Below are 18,829 nucleotides of genomic sequence, written 5' to 3' on the forward strand. Positions count from 1 at the left end.
GCAATGGGCCGACCAGATCGATCCCTTCCTGGCGCAGCGTGGCCAGGGCGGGTTCGATCACGTCAATCTCTTCACGTCCGAGATGGCCACCTTCCCCGGCGTGGGGGTTGAGGCCGCAGACGTAAATACGGGGTTTGGCGATACCAAATTTGGTGGCGAGATCCTCGTTGAGGATCCGGATCACCTTGCCGAGGCGATCTTCGGTGATGGCCATCGCCACATAGGCCAGCGGAATATGGGTAGTCGCCAGTGCGACCCGCAGCCCCTCGGTTGCCAGCATCATTACCACATCGGCGGTGTTGGATTGCTGTGCAAAGAACTCGGTGTGGCCGCTGAACGAGACCCCGGCCTGGTTGATGATCCCCTTGTGCACCGGCCCGGTCACCACGGCGGCAAATTCGCCGCTCATGTTGCCATCGCAGGCACGCTGCAGGGTCGCCAGCACATAGGCGCCATTGCCTTCGTTCAACTCGCCCGGCACCACAGAGGCGCCGAGGATGACCGGGCAGACGGTCAGGGTGCCCGCCCGCTGGGGGCGGGCAGGTGCGGCGGCATCGTAGGGTTCAAGCTCGATGGGCAGCCCCAGCAGGGTTGCCCGCTCGCGCAGCAGCGCCGGATCGGCGATCACCACCAACTGGTGGGGCCAATCCTGCCGGGCAATCTGCAGCACCAGATCAGGCCCAATCCCGGCCGGTTCGCCCGGGGTAACGGCAAGGCGACGGCAGCTCATCAGCTACCGGCTCCTTCGATCTGGATGTAGGCCTCGTCACGCAGCTCATCCAGCCACGCCTGGGACTCTTCCACGAAGCGACGGTTGTAGATCAGCTGGTAGGCGCGCTGCTCCTGAGCCTTGTCGGTCGCATCCTGGCTGCGGCGATCTTCCACCTGCACGATGTGCCAGCCGTGGCTGGTACGGAACGGGGCACTGATCTGGCCCGGTTGCAGACGGTTGACCATGTCGCGGAACTCGGGGACATAGACGTTGGGATCAGACCAGCCCAGTTCGCCACCCTGCACCGCAGAGCCCGGATCTTCGGAGTACTTCTCCGCCATGCTGGCGAAGCTGGCCTTGCCGCTCTTGATGTCGTGCAGAATGCCATCCAGCATCCCCTTGGCTTTCTCTTCGCTCAGGATGATGGAGGGCTTGATCAGGATATGACGGGCCTTCACCTCGGTCTGCATCACTTGCTGCTGACCCTTGGTGTCGAACACTTTGACGATGTGCAGGCCGGCGCCGGAGCGCAGCGGGCCGACGATGTCGCCTTTTTTGGCACCTTGCACCGCTTCCGCCATCAGGGTCGGCATCTCTTGTGGGCTCATCCAGCCCCAGTCGCCCCCTTCCAGCGCCTTGGGACCGTTACTCTCGGCAATGGCCAGTTTGCGGAAGTCGGCACCCTGCTTGAGGGCGGCCAGAATGCGCTCGATCTTGCTCTTGGCGGCATCCAGCTGGGCGGCAGTGGGGTTGTCCGGCAGGGCAATCTGGATATGGCCGACGTGGTATTCGTTCTGCTGTTGACCCTGTTTCTTCAGGATCTCCACTACCTGCTTCACCTCCTGCTCGGAGATGTTGATACGGCGGCGCACCTGATTGCGGCGCACCTCGTTCATCAGGATCTCGCGGCGAACCTCTTCCCGATACTGGGCATAGGTCATCCCTTCACGGGCGAGCTGAGCGCGCAGCTGATCCAGGGTCATCTTGTTGTCGGCGGCGATGCCCTGAATAGCCTGTTCCAGCTGTGTGTCGCTGATCTTCAGCCCCTGGCGCTCCGCCAGTTGCAGCTGCAGGCTCTCCTGGATCAGGCGATCCAGCGCCTGTTTGCGCAGGGTGGCATCGTCAGGCAGGGACTGGCCGCTCTCCTGAGCGGAGAGTTTTACCTTGTTGACCAGTGCGTCCTGTTGGCTGGACAGCACCACGTCCTTGTTGACCACGGCCAGCACCTTGTCCATCAGCTCGGGCGCAGCCAGTGCGGCCTGGCTCATGGCACCGAACATTCCCGCGGTCAGCAGGGCAATCAGGGTCTTTTTCATATCCATCTCTCAAGGCTGGACCAGCATCATTGCTGGCCTTTCAGATTAAACGGGCGAACATAGGGCAACAGCTCGGTATCCAGTGTGACGCTGCGGCCACCTGTACCCACGCTGCCAAGTCCCTTCATTTCAAACTGCAGACCAATGACTCTTTCCGAAGTGGGTTTCAGGGTGACGTTGTCCGGCTGATTGTGCCACTCCAGGCTCATGTTGATGCTCCAGCAGCAGGAGTCGTATTTGACACCGATCTTGCGGTCAATGTTCACATCCTGCTTGATGTCACGGTAGTAACCACCATACATCTGCCACTGATCGGCGATCGGCGCCATCATCACCAGACCCGCCTGGCTCAGATCTTCTGCCAGTGCCGTGTTGGTCGGATAGCGATAGTCCAGGTTGCCATCCTTGATGTAACGGTAGTTGACCTGAGTGGTCAGCTTGCCGGTCCGGTATTCGACTGCACCATTGCCAGCCGTAAATTCACCCTCTGAGGTATCGTACTGGGTCCCCGCGTGGGCAAACCACTCATCGGTGATCCGGGCATCCCCCTCAAACGAGAGCAGGGAGCGGGCGTTGGTGCTTTCCGGATCGGACGAGTAGAGGCGCACCTTGGGTGGTGTCATTTCGAAGGCTTGGGCAACCGCCAGACGCAACCGTTCATCACCCACATTGTCATAGACCCGGCTGGTCAGGCCAACGGTGACCCGGTTGGCATCGCTGATGCGGTCGAGACCGGCAAAGCGGCGATCACTGAACAGGCTGTAGTAATCCTGACGGGTGGTGGTGGTGTCGTAGATCCCGATCTCGTCCTGATTTTTGTAAGGGATATAGAGGTACTGGAACTCGGGCTCCAGGGTCTGGGTGCCCTTGCCATCATACCAGTCGAGCGGCCGATCGAAGTTGACGCCCCCCTTGAGGCGGAAGGAGGGCAGAGTACGGGTAATGGTGCCCTCTTTCAGGGTCAGCTGTTTGCTGTCTGCATCGGTGAAGCGGCTGCGGTCCTGGCTAACCAGATCCTTGGGTACCTCCTGGTTGTAGGAGGTAAACATCAATTTGTACTGACTGGTCAGGTAGTAACCCGGTGCATCCACCAGGGGCACAGTCAGGGTGGGAGCCAGATGCAGACGGGTGGCGGTATAGCGCTCACCGGCCTGCTGGATGGTGGCACTGCCGCTGTTATAGCCAAACTTGGTCAGTTCGCTATTCCAGGCCAGATCGAACCACTTGCCCTGCTGGAAGTAGTTGTAGTCGATACGCGGCAGCATCTCGTGGGGTAGCAGCGCATACGGACTCAGGATCTGGTAGCGGCGCACCTCGGAGGTGAGGTTCCAGTTGTGCTGGTAGTAGCCGGCGGTGAAGGATTGCTGCAACTGGCTGTCGACCTGAGTGCCTACTTGTGGGCTGAAGTCGTTGAAATAGTTGTAATCCTTGTCGCGCACCTGGGTGTAGTCGATGCCCAGACGCAGGGAGCCATCCATCAGGGTGGAACTGTGGCGGACGTTCATCAGGTAACGATGCCCATCGGAGAGGTACGGAGTCCCTGTCGAAGGGTTGGTAAAGCTCGGGTTGCCAGCATCATACTGCTTGTCATCCCTGAGGCTTTCAAAATAGAGGGTGCCGGTGTGGGCGGGGTCCGGCATGTAGCGGAACTCCACCTGTTCCATCAGGCCGCGTTTATCCATAAAACGGGAGGTGATGGTGGCATCGTAGTTGGGAGCTATGTTCCAGTAGAAGGGCTGGGTGATATCCATGCCGTTGCTGGAGCTCTGCTTGTAACCCGGGTAGAGCAGACCGGTCTTCCGCTCATCCTTGATGGGGAAGTTGATATAGGGGAAGTAGAACACCGGATAGTCGTAAAGCCAGAGGCTGGCGTTCCAGGCTTCGCCGAACACCTCTTTCTGGTCGATGTCGATACTGCCCGCCTTGAGGGTCCACACTTCCTGACCGGGGGGGCAGGTGGTGTACTGGGCACCCTCCATGGTGATGTTCTGGTTGTTGTTGGTCATCACCACTCGCTTGGCAAAGCCGCGCACCGGTGAGCCATGCACCTGATACTTGCCCTCTTCCAGTTCGGAGTTCTTGGTATCCAGGTTGGATTTGAGGGTCTTGTCGCTGGTGACGGTCACCTGACCGTCGTTGTAATAGATGTTGCCGATGGCGATGACATCCCGGCTCTTCTGATCGAGCTGGGCATAGTCGGAGTCAAACTTGCGAACCCCCTGACGAACCTTGACGTCGCCTTCATAGACGGCGGTGCCGCCCTGTTTGGCCTCGAGACGGTCAGCATCAACCTCGACCGGCTGTGCGTTGGCATCCTGATCCGATGCAGGCTTCTCTATCTTGGGAACATAGTCATAGCAGAGACTATCGAGAATGCCGGTGGCTGGCGGCGCTTCGAACGGGGCCGCCTGCACCATCATAGAGGTGAGTGCGGGGGCCAGGCTGATAGTCAGGGCGATGGGATAGCGGTACCCCAGTGTCCATTTTGTCATGTGAAAGACTCGTGCAATCCGTGATAGATACGGTTGATCCAAGGCATGCATTTTACGACAGGTTTCATCGAGTTGACATTGCATGTCATTGCTTTATGTTAGCCGGCAATGATAAAGCATTATTGCGGCCAGGGCTAACAGCCAAGTGCTGCTTTCCACCTTGGTCCCCGACTTATGCACGATCGCGATTCCCTGCTATTGCAGTGGGCACGCCAGATTTCAGGCGACGCCACCCTTCAGTTGACCCTCATTTCCGGTGATGCCAGTTTCCGTCGCTACTACCGTGGCGCCGGGCTGGTATGGGTAGATGCCAATCCGAAAACCGAAAAAAATCATGAGTTTGTTCGTAATGCCGCTGCCTTGCGTGCGCGTCAGCTCCTGGCGCCAGAGGTCAAGGCCGTTGATTATGAACAAGGTTTGCTGGCGGTCAGCGATCTGGGTGATACCCAGCTGATCAGCTGCCTGAACGAGCAAAATGTGCTGGCTTGGTATACCAAGGCGATAGAGCTGTTGCCAACTCTGGGGTCGGTAGATCTGGCGCTTGAGCCCTTCGATGCCGCCTTTATGGCGCGGGAGAACAGCATTTTCCCCGAGTGGCTGCTTGGCCATCATCTGCAACTGACCCTGAGCGATGAAGAGCAACAATTGCTTGATGAGACCTTTGCTTGTCTCACCGCCTGCAATCTGGCCCAGCCGCAGGGGGTGATGCATAGAGATTTCCACAGTCGCAACCTGATGGTATGTGGCGGTGATACCCCCGAGAGCAGCCGGCTGGCCATCATCGATTTTCAGGATATGGTCATCGGGCCGCTTACTTATGATCTGGTTTCCCTGCTGAAAGATTGCTACGTGCGCTGGCCGAACGAGGTGATCGATGAAGGGATGCGCCACGGCTTTGCCACCCTGCAACAGGCGGGGCTGCTTGGCGAGCTCGATTATGCCAGTTTCCGTCGTGATGCCGATCTGACCGGCATGCAGCGCCATCTGAAAGCGGCGGGGATCTTCACCCGGCTCTATCATCGCGACGGCAAGTCCGGCTATCTCAAGGATATTCCCCGTACCCTCGGCTACGTGGTGGATGTCTGTCGCACTCACGGTAGCGCCTATCAGGTATTGGCCCGTTTTGGTCAGTGGCTGGAGCAGGTGGTGTTGCCGGGGATCGCCAATGCAGGGGTAAAACCATGAAGGCGATGCTCCTGGCCGCTGGCCGTGGCGAGAGGATGCGCCCGCTGACCGACCTGCTGCCCAAGCCGCTGCTGGCGGTGGGGGGCAAGCCGCTCATCGTTCATCACATCGAAAAACTCAAAGCCGCTGGCGTGACCGAGTTGGTGATCAACCATGCCTGGCTTGGCCACAAGCTGGTCGAGACTCTGGGTGATGGCAGTGCGCTTGGTGTGACCATCCACTGGTCAGCCGAGGAGAGCGCACTGGAGACCGCGGGCGGCATTGTGCAGGCGTTGCCTCTGCTGGGCTCTGAACCCTTTTTGGTGATCAACGGCGATACCTGGCTCGATCTCGATTATCACACTCTGGTCAGCCAGCCCCTTGGCGATGATCTGGCCCACCTTTGGCTGGTGCCCAATCCACCCCAGCACCCGAACGGGGACTTTGCCCTGCAAGGGGGGCGAGTCATGGATACGCCAGCGTTTACCTTCAGCGGGGTCGGACTATATGATCCGGCGGCCTTTGCCGGTCTCGCGGGCGGTGCCCGCAAGCTGGCGCCCCTGCTCCGTGACTGGATGGCGCAAGGGCGGGTGGGCGGCAGCCTGCTCGCTGGCGAGTGGCGCGATATCGGCACGGTCGATCGACTGCGCGAGCTGGATGACCAGCTCCAGGCCCGCACTCATTAACTTCAAGAGGTCTTGAACCATGCGTATTTGGGGTAAGGTGCTGGGCGCCTTCTTCGGTTTTCTGCTCGGCAATATCATCGGTGCCCTGATTGGCCTCTGGATCGGCCACCGTTTCGACCGTGGCATGGGGCTGCAGGGAGCATTTCGTCGCGGCCCGAGTCAGGAGCAGCAAGCCGTCTTCTTCCACGCCACCTTCTCGGTGATGGGTCACATCGCCAAGTCCAGCGGCCAGGTGACCGAGCAGGAGATCCGGGTTGCCTCCAACCTGATGGATCGGATGCGGCTCGTGGGTGAACAGCGTGCCCGGGCTCAGGAGTCGTTTCGTCTCGGTAAAGAGGCCGACTTCCCGCTGCGCGAGACCCTGGCCGAGTTCCGCCGTGCCAGTTTGGGGCAGCGCGACATTCTGCGCTTCTTCCTCGAGGTACAACTGCAGGCGGCCTTTGCCGACGGGCGGGTAGAGGAGGGCGAGCGCGCCATTCTGCACACCATTGCCGACGAACTGGGCTTCAGCCGCATCGAGCTGGCCCGCATTCTGGCGATGGCCGAAGCGCAGATGAACTTCTTCAATCAGGCTCATGGCCAGTATCAGGGGGGCCACTCCGGTGGCCAGCAGTATCGGCAGGCGGCACCCTCTGCGGATCGCCTCAAGAATGCCTACCAGTTGCTGGGGGTGAGCGAGAGTGACAGCGATCAGGATATCAAGCGCGCCTACCGCAAGGAGATGAGCAAGCATCACCCGGACAAGCTGGCCGCCAAAGGGCTGCCGCCGGAGATGATGGAGATGGCCAAGGAGAAGACCCAGGAGATCCAGCAAGCCTGGGAGTGGATCCGCGAGGCCCGCGGCATCCGGTAAGCGCCAACGTCAGGTTGGAACAGACAATAAAAAGCCCCGCAGCAGTGCGGGGCTTTGCTTTGCCGTGTGGCGCAGGCCGGGTTATTTGGCCGGAATCGCTTCCAGCACGTGCACCAGCAGTTGCCAGAAACGCTCGACCGCCGGGATATGTACCTTCTCGTCAGGGGAGTGGGCACCGCGGATGGTCGGGCCGAAGGAGACCATGTCCCATTCCGGATAGGCGCTCTTGAACAGACCGCACTCGAGACCAGCGTGGATCACCATGACGTTGGGCATGGTGCCGAACAGGGTCTGGTAGCTGTTGCGAACCAGCGCCATGACGGGGGAGTCCACGTTCGGTGCCCAACCCGGGTAGGCACCGGTGAATTCGCAGCTGGCGCCTGCCAGGGTGAACAGGGAGCGGGTCATCTGCTCGATGCTCTCGCGGCCGGAGTCAATCAGGGAGCGGATCAGGCACTGGACGTACACTTCGCCATCCTGAGTCTTGATGACCCCCAGGTTGGTAGAAGTTTCGGTCACGCCGGGCATGGCATCGCTCATGCGCATCACGCCGTTCGGGCAGGCCATCAGGGCATCCAGCAGGCGCTGCTGCAGGGAGACGCTCATTAGCTTGGCCGGTTTGGCTGCGCTGTTGACCAGCACGGTCAGGTTTGGCTCGGTGGCGGCCAGTTCGGTCTGGTAGATCCCGGTATGGCGGTCAACCAGCGCCTTGAACTCGTTTACGCTGGCAGCGGGCACCAGCAGGGTGGCGCGGGCTTCGCGCGGGATGGCGTTGCGCAGGGTGCCGCCGTGGATCTCGGCCAGACGAACACCCATCGGCTCGGCTGCTTTGAGCAGACGCACCAGCAGCTTGTTGGCGTTGCCACGACCGCGATGGATATCGCAACCGGAGTGGCCGCCACGCAGCCCCTTTACGGCCAGCTCGAACGCTTCGCCTTCGCTGGCGTCAACCAGCTCGAGCGGGAAGCGGATATTGGCATCCACACCGCCAGCGCAGCCCATATATACCTCGCCATCCTCTTCGGAGTCGGTGTTGAGCAGAATTTCGCCCTCCAGCCAGCCCGCTTCCAGACCGAAGGCGCCGGTCATGCCGGTCTCTTCGTCTGTGGTCAGCAGCACTTCCAGCGGACCGTGCTTGATGGTCTTGTCAGCCAGCACAGCCAGGCAACCGGCCATACCGATGCCGTTGTCGGCACCCAGGGTGGTGCCACGGGCAGTGACCCACTCGCCATCTACATAGGCATCGATGGGATCGGTCGCGAAGTCGTGTTTGGTGTCGGCGTTGGCCTGCGGCACCATGTCGATGTGGGCCTGCAGTACCACGGCTTTGCGGTTTTCCATCCCCGGGGTGGCCGGTTTCTTGATGATGATGTTGCCGACCTTGTCCTGCTTGACCGCCAGACCTTCCCCTTGAGCCCATTGGATGATCCAGGCGCTCAGTTTGGCTTCATGTTTGGAAGGGTGGGGAATGGAGCAGATCTGTTCGAAGAAATGCCAAATCAGTTTGGGAGAGAGAGAGCTAAGCTGTGCCACGTCGGGACTCCTTACCAGCACGGAATTAACAGGGCCCCATCAGCGGGCCGGGGAAGAGGATAACGATAATACAGTCAATCACACAAAAATGTGAGCAATCAGCGCAAATCGCAGGCAGCTTGTGCTGGCTGATGGCAACCAGGCAGTACGATCGTCAGGTTCGGACGACGCTGGCCGATAGAAAAGAAAATGTGTGACCGAACTCACAAAAATATTGAATTTAACGCACCGACTGGTAAATTAGCTCCCGTGGTTAGCCACCCGTCAGGATGACGATGAAAGCCTCCAGGGAACCGAAGCAAAGCAAGTGCGCCTCCATGGAACCGAGTGTTCGTTCAAGGATTTGAGCCCGCATTAAAGGTACGTAACTTGTTAAGCAATCAGGAGTTTCAATATGCCAGGCAGCAACTCAACCTATTGGTTTGCCCCCTCTTTGTATACCCAGGGTTTCAGCTACCCTAACCCCTTCGTCACTCGTCGCTAAGACGAGCTGCCCAACCAGGCAGAGGCGAGAAAGCAGCAGGTGCGTGAGGTAAATCCTCCCCCTGCTATTTTTTTATCTGCGATTTGCCGCACAGCCCATTTGGACTCGGCAGCAGGGACGGCAGGTTAGTCGTTTGGCGCTCTAGATGTGCCGAATGGAGAGGGTGATGCCGATTTTTCCTGTTTTTGGCATACGTTTGCCAGGCATTTTCTCTGCAAACGGTGCTATCATATCGGCCCAACAGCCTGTCCGCGGTTTGGACACATCATTTAACCGATCGCCGGATAAGCCCATCTTGCTTCCATTGTTATCAGATTTGCTGCCGAGGCTTAGCCCTGAGGCAGCCGAAGTGCAATCTGAATTCAGTCGGGCAAGGGCCGCCATTTACTGGCATCCGCAGGGAGAATTGCGGATGTTGTTATTTTAAGTGATTGTTTTTAAATAACTATTAGAGATCGATAACATGCCGAAAAAGTTCTATGTGTCGTGGGACAACCTGCAACGTGAAGCTCGCCGTCTGGCCCGTCGTCAGCTGCCTGTCAGCCAGTGGAAAGGTATCATCGCGGTCAGCCGTGGTGGTCTGGTGCCCGCAGCCCTGATGGCCCGTGAACTTGGCATTCGTAATGTGGAAACCCTCTGCATCTCCAGCTATGACCATGACAGCCAGCGCGAGTTGGTGGTCGTGAAGGCTGCCACCACCGCCGGTGACGGCGAAGGCTGGCTGGTGGTGGAAGATCTGGTGGACACCGGCACTACCGCCAAGGCGATCCGCGAGCTCTACCCGAAAGCCAAGTTCATCGCGATTTTCGCCAAGCCGATGGGCGAAGCGCTGCTGGACGATTTCGAAGTGGCGATCCCGCAGGATACCTGGATCGAACAGCCGTGGGATATGGCACTGGAGTTCGCCACACCGATCTGCGACGAAAAGTAACGGGATCGGGATGTGACGCTCGCTACGTCCATTGGTCGCAACCGGCAATAATGGTTTCACAGGGCTCCAATTTGGAGCCCTGTTTTTTTGTGTATCAATCTGTTGCAGGGTGGCTGATGGGCAGTAAAAGTGGTTAAGATGAGCTATTGCCTGATATGAATGGGACACTATCTTGGACTTGAACGAAGACCTAAACCTGACCGAACAGCTCTTTACCCGCGTCAAGAAGGTATTGGAAACATCCGAGATCTCCAACTCCAGTGCGGCTGATCTGGCGCAAGCCGAGTCAGACGAGATGTTTATCGACGGCTCCATGTCAAAGAGCTGGTATCGCTTGCTGCGTCGCCCCTCCTGGACCTGGCAGGGTGCTGATCCCATCGAAGTGGAGCAGACCCTGGCCCGTATCGCCATGGCGCCCGGCGAGCGTACCCATGACTGCTATCTCGATACCATCAAGGGCTATGTGCCCGGCAACTGGATCTACGAGTGGAGCCAGGTGGCTGGCAACTATTTCAAGCAGGGCCGCGAACTGCGCGAGAAGGGTGATCCTTCTGGCGCCTTGAAACAGCTGCTCAAGGCGGTGCGCTACTACTCCATCGCCAGCTATCCCCATCTCAAGGATGACGAGCTGGCGGATCAGGCCCAGCTGCTCGGTAACATGGCCTATCGCGAGGCGGGTCGCCTGTTCAAGGTGCCGCTCAAAGAGATCCAGGTGCCTTTTCGCGGCAAGCATATTCAGGGTTATCTCCACCTGCCGACCACCGAAAAACCGGTGCCGCTGGTGATCATCAGCGGCGGGATCGACTCCCTGCAGCTCGATTTCCTCAACTTCTATCTCAAACGGCTCGAGCCCAACGGTATCGGCATGCTCTCCCTCGATATGCCCGGGGTTGGCTATGCCGAGCATTGGCCGCTGGTGCAGGATACCAGCCGCCTTCATCAGGCGGTGCTCCATTACCTTTCCGAAGTGGCCTGGGTCGATCATCAGCGTATCGCCATGGTGGGGATGCGTCTGGCGGGCAATATCGCAGCCAGACTGGCCTTTATCGAACCCTTTAAGCTGCGCACCGTGGTTTGTGTCGGCGCCGGTGTCAATCAGGTGTTTACCAATCAGGAGCTGTTTGCCAAGTGTCCGCGCATGATGCGGGACAGTCTGGCCAACCGGTTGGGGGCGGATGCGGCGCAGTGGGACGGCATGCGTACCAAGTGCCAGGTTTTTTCACTTAAAACACAAGGATTACTGGGGACTCGCACCTCAGTGCCGATATTGAGTATTGGACACAAGCGAGATTTTATTTGTCCCGAGCAGGATGTACGGGCATTGGCGGCGGCCAGTCGTAACGGCAAGGCCATCGTATTCGACAAACAGCCTTTGCTGGAGGTGTATGACAAGGCACTGGACGAAATCGTCGAGTGGCTGAAACAGCATTTGTGTACCTGATATTGCGCTAAAGAACTGACGCCATCCCGAGGTGGCGCGGCTTGTTTAACAGGGAGGTTAACATGTCTGAAAGAGTGACCTACAAGCGACTGCTGAGGCAGTTTGCTGCCATTGGCCCCTATTTGCGCGAAGATCTCTGCGAAGAGGGGCGTTATCGTTTCGACTGCCTGTCGGTCTGCGTCAGCGCCAAGCCGGCGCCGGACAAACGGGAGTTCTGGGGCTGGTGGCTGGTGCTGGAGCAGGACGATCACCACTTCCGTTACCACTATCAGCTCGGTTTCTACAATGCTGATGGTGAGTGGCTGGACAAGCCGATCCCCAAGAAGCACCAGGTAGAAGTGGAGCGGACCCTCAACCGTTTCTACAAGCTCATCAGCGACAAACTGACGGCTCTGGAGTGTCAGTTAGCGCCAGCGGATCAGGTCACCAATGAGTTGACCGTGACCGCTGCTTGATCCCTGATGCCCGGCGAGCAGCATCCCGCTGTTTGCCGGGCCATCAGTCAGCCATCTCCCCTTCCGACCGCAATCATCCGGGCTTTTGCTTCATCTCCTCGCCCCGGCGTTAATTGCCTTGCAGGGCTCCATAGCCGTGGGTATAAAGATATTCCTTACTTTTTAGCCTTTATGCTCCCATGGAAAACAGAACCATAGTCGTCAAGTTGGGCACCAGCGTGCTCACAGGGGGGTCTTCCCAGCTCAATCGTGCCCATATGGTCGAGCTGGTCAGACAGTGTGCGGCCTTGCACCGTCACGGCCATCGGGTCGTGGTCGTCACATCAGGGGCTATCGCCGCCGGGCGTGAACATCTGGGTCACCCGCCACTGGCGCCAACCCTGCCCAACAAGCAGATGCTGGCGGCGGTTGGTCAGACCCAGCTTATTCGGGTATGGCAAGATCTGTTCAACCTCTACGGTCTGCATATCGGCCAGATGCTGCTGACCCGCGCCGATCTGGAAGATCGGGAGCGCTACCTCAACGCCCGCGACACCATGCGAACCCTGCTCGATCACCGCATTATTCCGGTGATCAACGAAAACGATGCGGTGGCGATCGCCGAGATCAAGGTCGGCGACAACGACAACCTCTCCGCACGGGCCGCCATTCTGGCGGATGCGGATCTGCTGATCCTGCTGACAGATCAGAAGGGGCTCTTTACCGCCGATCCGCGCACCAATCCGGATGCCCAGTTGATCGAAGAAGTGCAGACCATCGACGATACCCTGCGCTCGCTGGCAGGTGACAGTGTCAGCGGCCTCGGCACCGGCGGCATGGCTACCAAGCTGCAGGCCGCTGATGTGGCACGTCGCGCTGGCGTCAATGTGGTGATCGCTACCGGCCAGATGCCGGAGGTGATCGGCCGTCTCGCCAAGGGCGAGCGTATCGGTACCCTGTTCCCGGCGCTGGCCTCCCCGCTGGAAGGGCGCAAGAGCTGGATCCTGGCAGGCCCGCCCCCTCACGGCGAAGTGCATGTGGATCAGGGGGCTGTCGCCGCCATGAAGGAGAAAGGCTCCAGCCTGCTGCCCAAGGGGATCGTCGCGGTCAAGGGCGACTTTATTCGGGGCGATGTGGTGCGCATTCTCGATCCCAAAGGCGCCGAGTTGGCGCGCGGTATCTGCCGTTACGACCATCTGGAGCTGGATAAACTGCGCGGCGTCCACTCGGATCAGATTGAGCAGGTACTGGGCTATGGATATGGTTCAGTAGCCATCCATCGAGACGATATGGTGCTGCTCTAATCAGGGCGGCACAGCATGAACAAAAGGGAACTGAGATGAGTCTGGAGAAAATGGGGCAGGCGGCCCGAGAAGCCGCCTATCAGCTGGCTACCATCAGCACGGCGCAGAAGAATCGGGCGCTGGCCGCCATCGCCGACGAGCTGGAGGCGCGCAGTGAGCAGATCCTCGCCGCCAATGCGAAAGATATCGCCGCCGGCCGTGAGGCAGGCTTGTCAGAAGCCATGCTGGATCGCCTGCTACTCAATCCGGCCCGGCTGGCCGGGATCGTGGCGGATGTGCGCAAGGTAATTACTCTGGATGATCCGGTCGGCGCCGAAATGGATAGCCGGGTGCTGGAAAATGGCCTGCGGCTCTCTCGTCGTCGGGTGCCCATCGGGGTTATCGGCGTCATCTACGAGGCGCGCCCCAACGTCACCATCGATATCGCCAGCCTTTGCCTCAAGACTGGCAACGCCAGCATATTGCGTGGCGGGCGCGAGACCTTCCACTCCAATCTGGAGCTGGTGCGGGTGATCCAGCATGCCTTGGCGGCCTCCGGTCTGCCCGAGGCGGCGGTGCAGTACATCGACAACCCGGATCGGGCGCTGGTCGGCGAGTTGCTGCGCCTAGACCGCTATGTGGACATGATCATCCCCCGTGGCGGTGCCGGCCTGCACAAGATGTGCAAGGAGAACAGCTCCATCCCGGTCATCATCGGCGGGTTCGGTATCAGCCATATTTTCGTCGACGAGAGTGCCGATCTGGTGCGCTCTCTGGCGGTCATCGACAACGCCAAGGTGCAACGCCCCTCCGCCTGCAATGCCCTCGATACTCTGCTGGTACACGAGAAAGTCGCTTCGGCTTTCCTGCCGCAGCTGGTGACGCTGATGAACGAGCGCAAGGTGACGCTGGTGGCCGCGCCCAACGCCATGACGCAGTTGGCGGGTGCCGATAACCTGTGCGAGGCGGGGCCGGAGGATTTCGATACCGAGTGGCTCGGGCTGACCCTGGGGGTCAAGTTGGTGGCGGATGTGAACGAGGCGCTGGCCCATATGCGCGAACACAACGCCGGCCACTCCGATGCCATCCTGACCAACGATCTGGCCAACGCCGAGCGTTTCGTCAACGGGGCCGGTTCGGCGGCTGTCTACGTCAACGCCTCCACCCGCTTCACCGACGGTGGCCAGTTCGGGCTGGGTGCCGAGGTGGCGGTCTCGACCCAGATGCTGCACGCCCGCGGCCCCATGGGGCTGACCGAGCTCACCAGCTACAAGTGGGTGGGGCAGGCCGATTACCTCAGCCGCGCCTGATAACCGGTTGTGTCAGATACAAAAATGCCGACCCCTTGGGTCGGTATTTTATTTGGTGGATATCGGGAAGATAACAGGCGATCGGGTTATTCCCCGTGATAGAGCGCCTTGTCACCGTGCTTGAGCACATAACCTTTCCAGATAAAGAGGGTGTAGCTGCTGCCCTGCCACGACCAGTTGCCCTCCGCACCTTGACGGGTCAGCAGGTGCTGCTCGCCGCTTGGTAGATGCAGTTCGGCTTGCGTCTGGTCGGTGTTGAACAGCACGAAGGCGCTGCTGGTCTGGCTGACATCGGTCGGATTGAGCCGGATACCCTCTTCAAACAGGCGCACACATTTGCCCGTCAGCGCTGACCACTGATAGCCCGCACTGCCGATACAGCCGTGACTGTCGCGATCGTTGCCAACCAGATGTTGTTCCGGTGTACTGCATGCCGCCAGCAGCAGAGAGGCAGCCAACAGAGTCAATGTGCGCATGGTTACTCCTGCAGATCCCGTTCGATGACGATGTTGGAGAATCCCAGCTCTTTGAAGTAGTTCTCCTGGTAATCCTTCACGCTTTTCTTGTCACGGCGACAAACCTGAGCCAGCTGAGCCTCCATGGCGTGAAAACTGGTGAGATCCAGCCCTTCGGCAGCGGCGATGGCGTCGTAGATGCTGCGGAACTTGTCGTTCGCGTAGCCGATCTCTTTGGCCTGTTTTTTATAGGTGTACGTAATCTTAAAGGCCATCTTGCCCTTCCTTCTTCGATTTGGCTTGCTTGCGCTGGACGTAGAGGTAGAGGCTTTCGACCTTCTCCCGAGCCCAGGGGGTCTTGCGCAAGAACTTCAGGCTGGACTTGATGCTGGGATTATCGGTGAAGCAGCGGATATTGATCTGCTGCCCCAGTTCTTCCCAGCCATAGTGCTCGACCAGCGCGGTGACGATGGCTTCCAGCGTCAGCCCGTGCAGCGGGTTGTTCTTCTGCGAGGCGTTCGGTTGCTCGCTCATGCCTGCTCCGCCAGCTTGGCAAAGGGCTGACCCATGCGGGTGGTGACCCCGTTGGCCAGATGGGGCTCGAAACCGGCCAGCATGCCCGGGCCAAACAGGCAGACCACAGTGCTGCCCAGCTTGAACAGGCCCATTTCGGCACCTTTTTGCAGGGTAATGGCCTCATCGCCGGTGTAATCCCAGCGCACCACCTTCTTCTCTTTGGTCGGTGCAATATTGCCTGCCCAGATGGTCTCGATGCTGGCCACGATAGTCGCACCGACCAGCACCAGCGCCATGGGGCCGTGCGGGGTGCGGAAGGTGGCGACCACCCGCTCGTTGCGGGCAAACAGGTTGGGCACGTTTTCGGCGGTGAGCGGGTTGACGGAGAAGAGATCCCCCGGCACGAACACCATGCTCTCCAGCACACCGTCCAGCGGCATGTGGATGCGGTGGTAATCCTTGGGCGCCAGATAGATGGTGGCGAAGTCGCCATCCTTGAACGGCGCTACCAGATCCTCATAGCCGCCCAGCAGCTCGCGAGCGCTGTAGTCGTGGCCCTTGGCCTGAATGATGCGACCCTGCTGGATCGGGCCGAGCTGGCTGACGGTACCATCGACCGGCAGCGCCAGAGTCATGGCATCTTCTACCACGGGGCGGATGCCGGGCTTGAGCTCGCGGGTGAAGAACTCGTTGAAGCTCTTGTAGTGGGCCGGGCTCTCGTGCAGCGCCTCGCTCATGTCGACCTGGTACTGCTTGATAAAAGCCTCGATCACTTTGGTGGTGATGTTGCCCGCTTCGGCGGCGGCAAACTTGCCGATCAGACGGGAGAGGGCGTGCTTGGGCAGACAGTATTGACCGGCAATTTTCAGGTTGTCAGTAATGCTCATGTTCATCATCAACGTAGGTTAAACAGGGTCACAGGCGCGCCTGTTGGCGACCGTGACGGGCTTCCTGCATGGTTTCCAGGATGCGGTGATAGTTGTGGAAGCGATCGGCGCTGATAGCGCCACTGTCGACTGCTGCCCGTAGGGCACAGCCGGGATCGTCCTTGTGGGTACAGTCGCGGAACTTGCAGCCACCCAGATAGTCGCGAAACTCGACGAAGCACCAGGTGATGCGGTCGGCCTCCAGATGCCAGAGGGCGAACTCGCGGATCCCGGGGGAGTCGATGAGATCGCCGCCGCTCGGGAAGTGGTAGAGCCGCGCCGTGGTGGTGGTGTGCTGGCCGAGCCCCGAGTTTTCGGAGATCTCGCCGGTGAGCACATCCAGCCCCGGCATCAGGGCGTTGGTGAGCGAGGATTTGCCCACCCCGGACTGGCCGACGAAGATGCTGATCTTGTCGGTGAGCTTGGCTTTCAGCTCATCAAGCCCTTCACCGCTCTCGCAGCTCACCAGCAATACCTCGTAATTGAGTTTGCGGTAGGTTTCGAGCTGGCTTTCGATGCGCGTTCTGGCGGCATCATCCAGCATATCGACCTTGTTCAGCACGATGAGGGGGCGGATCTCCACATCCTCGGCGGCCACCAGATAGCGGTCGACGATATTGGTGGAGAACTCGGGCATCACCGCCGAGACGATGATGATCTGGTCGATGTTGGCGGCGATGGGTTTGACCCCGTCGTAGAAGTCCGGCCGGGTCAGTACCGAGTGGCGCGGATGCACCGCCTCGATGACGCCCGCTGTCGCGGCATTGAGGCCGGGACGCCACACCACCTTGTCGCCACAGACCAGACTGCTGATGCTGCTGCGCCGCAGGTTGCTGCGGTGGATGGTGCCATCGACCGCTTCCACGTCTGCGTGCTGACCAAAACGGCTGATCACCACCCCTTCGATGGCGGGGCCAAACAGAGTGTCATCCACCACTGTAGTGTGATCTTTTTGCAGCCGCCGTTCGCGGTTGGCCTGGACGCGCCTTTGTTGACCCAGATTGAGTTTTGCTTTCTTTGCCACTCGATTCGCCAGTTTATGAACAGATCCAAAGCCAGTATGATACATGCAAATTGGCAAAATTCCGCCATTCCTCCCAATAGAGAGAGCAATCATGACAGTCAGCGCGCAGAACCTGGTATGGATCGACATGGAGATGACGGGTCTCGACCCCGAAGAGAACGTGGTACTGGAGATCGCCACCATAGTCACCGACAAGGATCTGAACGTACTGGCAGAAGGGCCTGTCATCGCCATCCACCAAAGCGATGAAGAGCTGGCCAAGATGGACGAGTGGAACGTCAACACCCATACCAAGAGCGGTCTGGTAGCCCGGGTCAAGGCGAGTCAGCATGACGAGGCGAAAGCCATTGCCGAGACCCTCGCGTTCATTCGCCAGTGGGTGCCGGAGCGTACCAGCCCGCTGTGCGGCAACAGCATCGGTCAGGATCGCCGCTTCATGGTCAAGCACATGGCTGATCTGGAAGCCTTCTTCCACTACCGCAACGTCGACGTCAGCACCATCAAAGAGCTGGTACGCCGCTGGCAGCCGGAGTTGCTGGATCAGTTCAAGAAGAGCGGCACCCATCAGGCGCTGGATGACATCCGCGAATCCATCGCCGAGCTGCAGTTCTATCGCAGCCACGTATTCAAGATCTGATTCCCCGGCAAGGGGTTGTCATGCGCTGGCTGCTAAAATCGACAGTTCGGCCAGCTTTTGAGCGAACGCGCGCAACCAGACAAAAAAGCCCTTGCAATTGGAATGACTGCTCTTATAATTCGGCTCCCGTACAGTAGCGCAAGCAACCAAATGCTGTACGGCCTGTTTTAAGGTAGTTGCGGGAATAGCTCAGTTGGTAGAGCACGACCTTGCCAAGGTCGGGGTCGCGAGTTCGAGTCTCGTTTCCCGCTCCAAAAATCTGATGATGACACTGGTGCAAACCAGCCCGATGCGGGAATAGCTCAGTTGGTAGAGCACGACCTTGCCAAGGTCGGGGTCGCGAGTTCGAGTCTCGTTTCCCGCTCCAATCATCAGCCAGCCTCAAGACAACCAAATTGTTGCGGGAATAGCTCAGTTGGTAGAGCACGACCTTGCCAAGGTCGGGGTCGCGAGTTCGAGTCTCGTTTCCCGCTCCAAAAAATTTGTAAGTGATATTCCGATGCGGGAATAGCTCAGTTGGTAGAGCACGACCTTGCCAAGGTCGGGGTCGCGAGTTCGAGTCTCGTTTCCCGCTCCAATCACTTGCAGATGACATTCTGTTGCGGGAATAGCTCAGTTGGTAGAGCACGACC

18 protein-coding genes and 4 tRNA genes are annotated in these 18,829 nt (G+C 59.2%); 13 read left to right on the forward strand and 9 right to left on the reverse strand.

The genetic code is table 11. The features are described from left to right. The 3 genes from DBR30_RS17695 to lptD all read right to left on the reverse strand — a co-directional run. Nucleotides 1-730: 4-hydroxythreonine-4-phosphate dehydrogenase PdxA (locus tag DBR30_RS17695; RefSeq protein WP_258224486.1), on the reverse strand; the 730-nt coding region annotated here is incomplete at its 3' end. Beyond that, complete coding sequence (surA, locus tag DBR30_RS17700; RefSeq protein WP_005349338.1) at nt 730-2,028, reverse strand: peptidylprolyl isomerase SurA; 1,299 nt, start codon at nt 2,026-2,028, stop codon at nt 730-732. The genes DBR30_RS17695 and surA, both read right to left, overlap by 1 nt. Before the next feature lie 26 nt (nt 2,029-2,054). Beyond that, a complete protein-coding gene (lptD, locus tag DBR30_RS17705; protein ID WP_108542560.1) occupies nt 2,055-4,520 on the reverse strand; it encodes an LPS assembly protein LptD in 2,466 nt (821 codons plus the stop codon). Nucleotides 4,521-4,694: 174 nt separating this feature from the next. Here lptD and DBR30_RS17710 point away from each other — a divergent pair, with 174 nt between their 5' ends. The 3 genes from DBR30_RS17710 to djlA are packed head-to-tail and all read left to right on the forward strand — an operon-like array spanning nt 4,695 to nt 7,223. Next, nucleotides 4,695-5,705: an aminoglycoside phosphotransferase family protein gene (locus tag DBR30_RS17710; protein ID WP_108542561.1), complete on the forward strand. Its 1,011-nt coding sequence runs from the start codon at nt 4,695-4,697 to the stop codon at nt 5,703-5,705. Next, a complete protein-coding gene (murU, locus tag DBR30_RS17715; protein ID WP_108542562.1) occupies nt 5,702-6,370 on the forward strand; it encodes an N-acetylmuramate alpha-1-phosphate uridylyltransferase MurU in 669 nt (222 codons plus the stop codon). The genes DBR30_RS17710 and murU overlap by 4 nt, the downstream gene beginning before the upstream one ends. 19 nt (nt 6,371-6,389) lie before the next feature. Further along, a complete protein-coding gene (gene djlA, locus DBR30_RS17720; RefSeq protein ID WP_108542563.1) occupies nt 6,390-7,223 on the forward strand; it encodes a co-chaperone DjlA in 834 nt (277 codons plus the stop codon). An 81-nt stretch (nt 7,224-7,304) separates the two neighbouring features. Here djlA and DBR30_RS17725 read toward each other — a convergent pair whose 3' ends face one another. Next, the gene (locus DBR30_RS17725; RefSeq protein WP_108588457.1) at nt 7,305-8,756 is read right to left on the reverse strand and encodes an aminoacyl-histidine dipeptidase; all 1,452 of its coding nucleotides are present in this window, start codon (nt 8,754-8,756) and stop codon (nt 7,305-7,307) included. Between the two features lie 947 nt (nt 8,757-9,703). On the opposite strand from DBR30_RS17725, the gene gpt reads away from it, so the two are divergent. The 5 genes from gpt (at nt 9,704) to DBR30_RS17755 (ending at nt 14,639) form a co-directional block, all read left to right on the forward strand. Next, nucleotides 9,704-10,171, forward strand: a complete 468-nt coding sequence (gene gpt / locus DBR30_RS17735) for a xanthine phosphoribosyltransferase (protein WP_005339007.1) — start codon at nt 9,704-9,706, stop codon at nt 10,169-10,171. A gap of 172 nt (nt 10,172-10,343) precedes the next feature. Continuing rightward, the gene (gene frsA / locus DBR30_RS17740; protein WP_019444906.1) at nt 10,344-11,612 is read left to right on the forward strand and encodes an esterase FrsA; all 1,269 of its coding nucleotides are present in this window, start codon (nt 10,344-10,346) and stop codon (nt 11,610-11,612) included. Between the two features lie 62 nt (nt 11,613-11,674). After that, on the forward strand, nt 11,675-12,067 hold the full coding sequence (crl, locus tag DBR30_RS17745; RefSeq protein WP_005339003.1) for a sigma factor-binding protein Crl: 393 nt from the start codon (nt 11,675-11,677) through the stop codon (nt 12,065-12,067). A 179-nt stretch (nt 12,068-12,246) separates the two neighbouring features. Beyond that, nucleotides 12,247-13,350, forward strand: a complete 1,104-nt coding sequence (gene proB / locus DBR30_RS17750) for a glutamate 5-kinase (RefSeq protein ID WP_108542565.1) — start codon at nt 12,247-12,249, stop codon at nt 13,348-13,350. Beyond that, nucleotides 13,350-14,639 carry a glutamate-5-semialdehyde dehydrogenase gene (locus DBR30_RS17755; protein ID WP_258224491.1) on the forward strand — a complete coding sequence of 430 codons (1,290 nt, stop codon included), beginning with the start codon at nt 13,350-13,352 and terminating at the stop codon, nt 14,637-14,639. The genes proB and DBR30_RS17755 overlap by 1 nt, the downstream gene beginning before the upstream one ends. Nucleotides 14,640-14,725: 86 nt before the next feature. Here the strand turns inward: DBR30_RS17755 and DBR30_RS17760 are convergent, their stop codons facing one another. Genes DBR30_RS17760 through rsgA form a run of 5 tightly spaced genes read right to left on the reverse strand, consistent with a single transcriptional unit; the run spans nt 14,726 to nt 17,560 of the window. Beyond that, complete coding sequence (locus DBR30_RS17760) at nt 14,726-15,115, reverse strand: hypothetical protein (RefSeq protein WP_108542566.1); 390 nt, start codon at nt 15,113-15,115, stop codon at nt 14,726-14,728. Nucleotides 15,116-15,117: 2 nt separating this feature from the next. Beyond that, complete coding sequence (locus DBR30_RS17765) at nt 15,118-15,369, reverse strand: DUF2960 domain-containing protein (RefSeq protein WP_005338984.1); 252 nt, start codon at nt 15,367-15,369, stop codon at nt 15,118-15,120. After that, on the reverse strand, nt 15,359-15,628 hold the full coding sequence (locus DBR30_RS17770) for a VF530 family DNA-binding protein (protein ID WP_005349372.1): 270 nt from the start codon (nt 15,626-15,628) through the stop codon (nt 15,359-15,361). The genes DBR30_RS17765 and DBR30_RS17770 overlap by 11 nt, the downstream gene beginning before the upstream one ends. Further along, the gene (asd, locus tag DBR30_RS17775) at nt 15,625-16,497 is read right to left on the reverse strand and encodes an archaetidylserine decarboxylase (RefSeq protein ID WP_026034874.1); all 873 of its coding nucleotides are present in this window, start codon (nt 16,495-16,497) and stop codon (nt 15,625-15,627) included. Before asd ends, DBR30_RS17770 begins: the two co-directional genes overlap by 4 nt. A 28-nt stretch (nt 16,498-16,525) precedes the next feature. Beyond that, the gene (gene rsgA, locus DBR30_RS17780; RefSeq protein ID WP_219927579.1) at nt 16,526-17,560 is read right to left on the reverse strand and encodes a small ribosomal subunit biogenesis GTPase RsgA; all 1,035 of its coding nucleotides are present in this window, start codon (nt 17,558-17,560) and stop codon (nt 16,526-16,528) included. 91 nt (nt 17,561-17,651) lie between these two features. On the opposite strand from rsgA, the gene orn reads away from it, so the two are divergent. The 5 genes from orn (at nt 17,652) to DBR30_RS17805 (ending at nt 18,774) form a co-directional block, all read left to right on the forward strand. Beyond that, nucleotides 17,652-18,197 carry an oligoribonuclease gene (orn, locus tag DBR30_RS17785; protein ID WP_108542568.1) on the forward strand — a complete coding sequence of 182 codons (546 nt, stop codon included), beginning with the start codon at nt 17,652-17,654 and terminating at the stop codon, nt 18,195-18,197. A gap of 178 nt (nt 18,198-18,375) precedes the next feature. Beyond that, a tRNA-Gly gene (locus tag DBR30_RS17790) sits at nt 18,376-18,451 on the forward strand. A 37-nt stretch (nt 18,452-18,488) separates the two neighbouring features. Continuing rightward, nucleotides 18,489-18,564 (forward strand) — tRNA-Gly (locus DBR30_RS17795). A gap of 33 nt (nt 18,565-18,597) precedes the next feature. Next, nucleotides 18,598-18,673 (forward strand) — tRNA-Gly (locus tag DBR30_RS17800). A gap of 25 nt (nt 18,674-18,698) precedes the next feature. Beyond that, nucleotides 18,699-18,774, forward strand: a tRNA-Gly gene (locus DBR30_RS17805). Nucleotides 18,775-18,829 lie beyond the last annotated feature (55 nt).

The sequence above is a fragment of the Aeromonas sp. HMWF017 genome (assembly GCF_003061465.1).
Taxonomy (GTDB): Bacteria; Pseudomonadota; Gammaproteobacteria; order Enterobacterales; family Aeromonadaceae; genus Aeromonas; species Aeromonas veronii.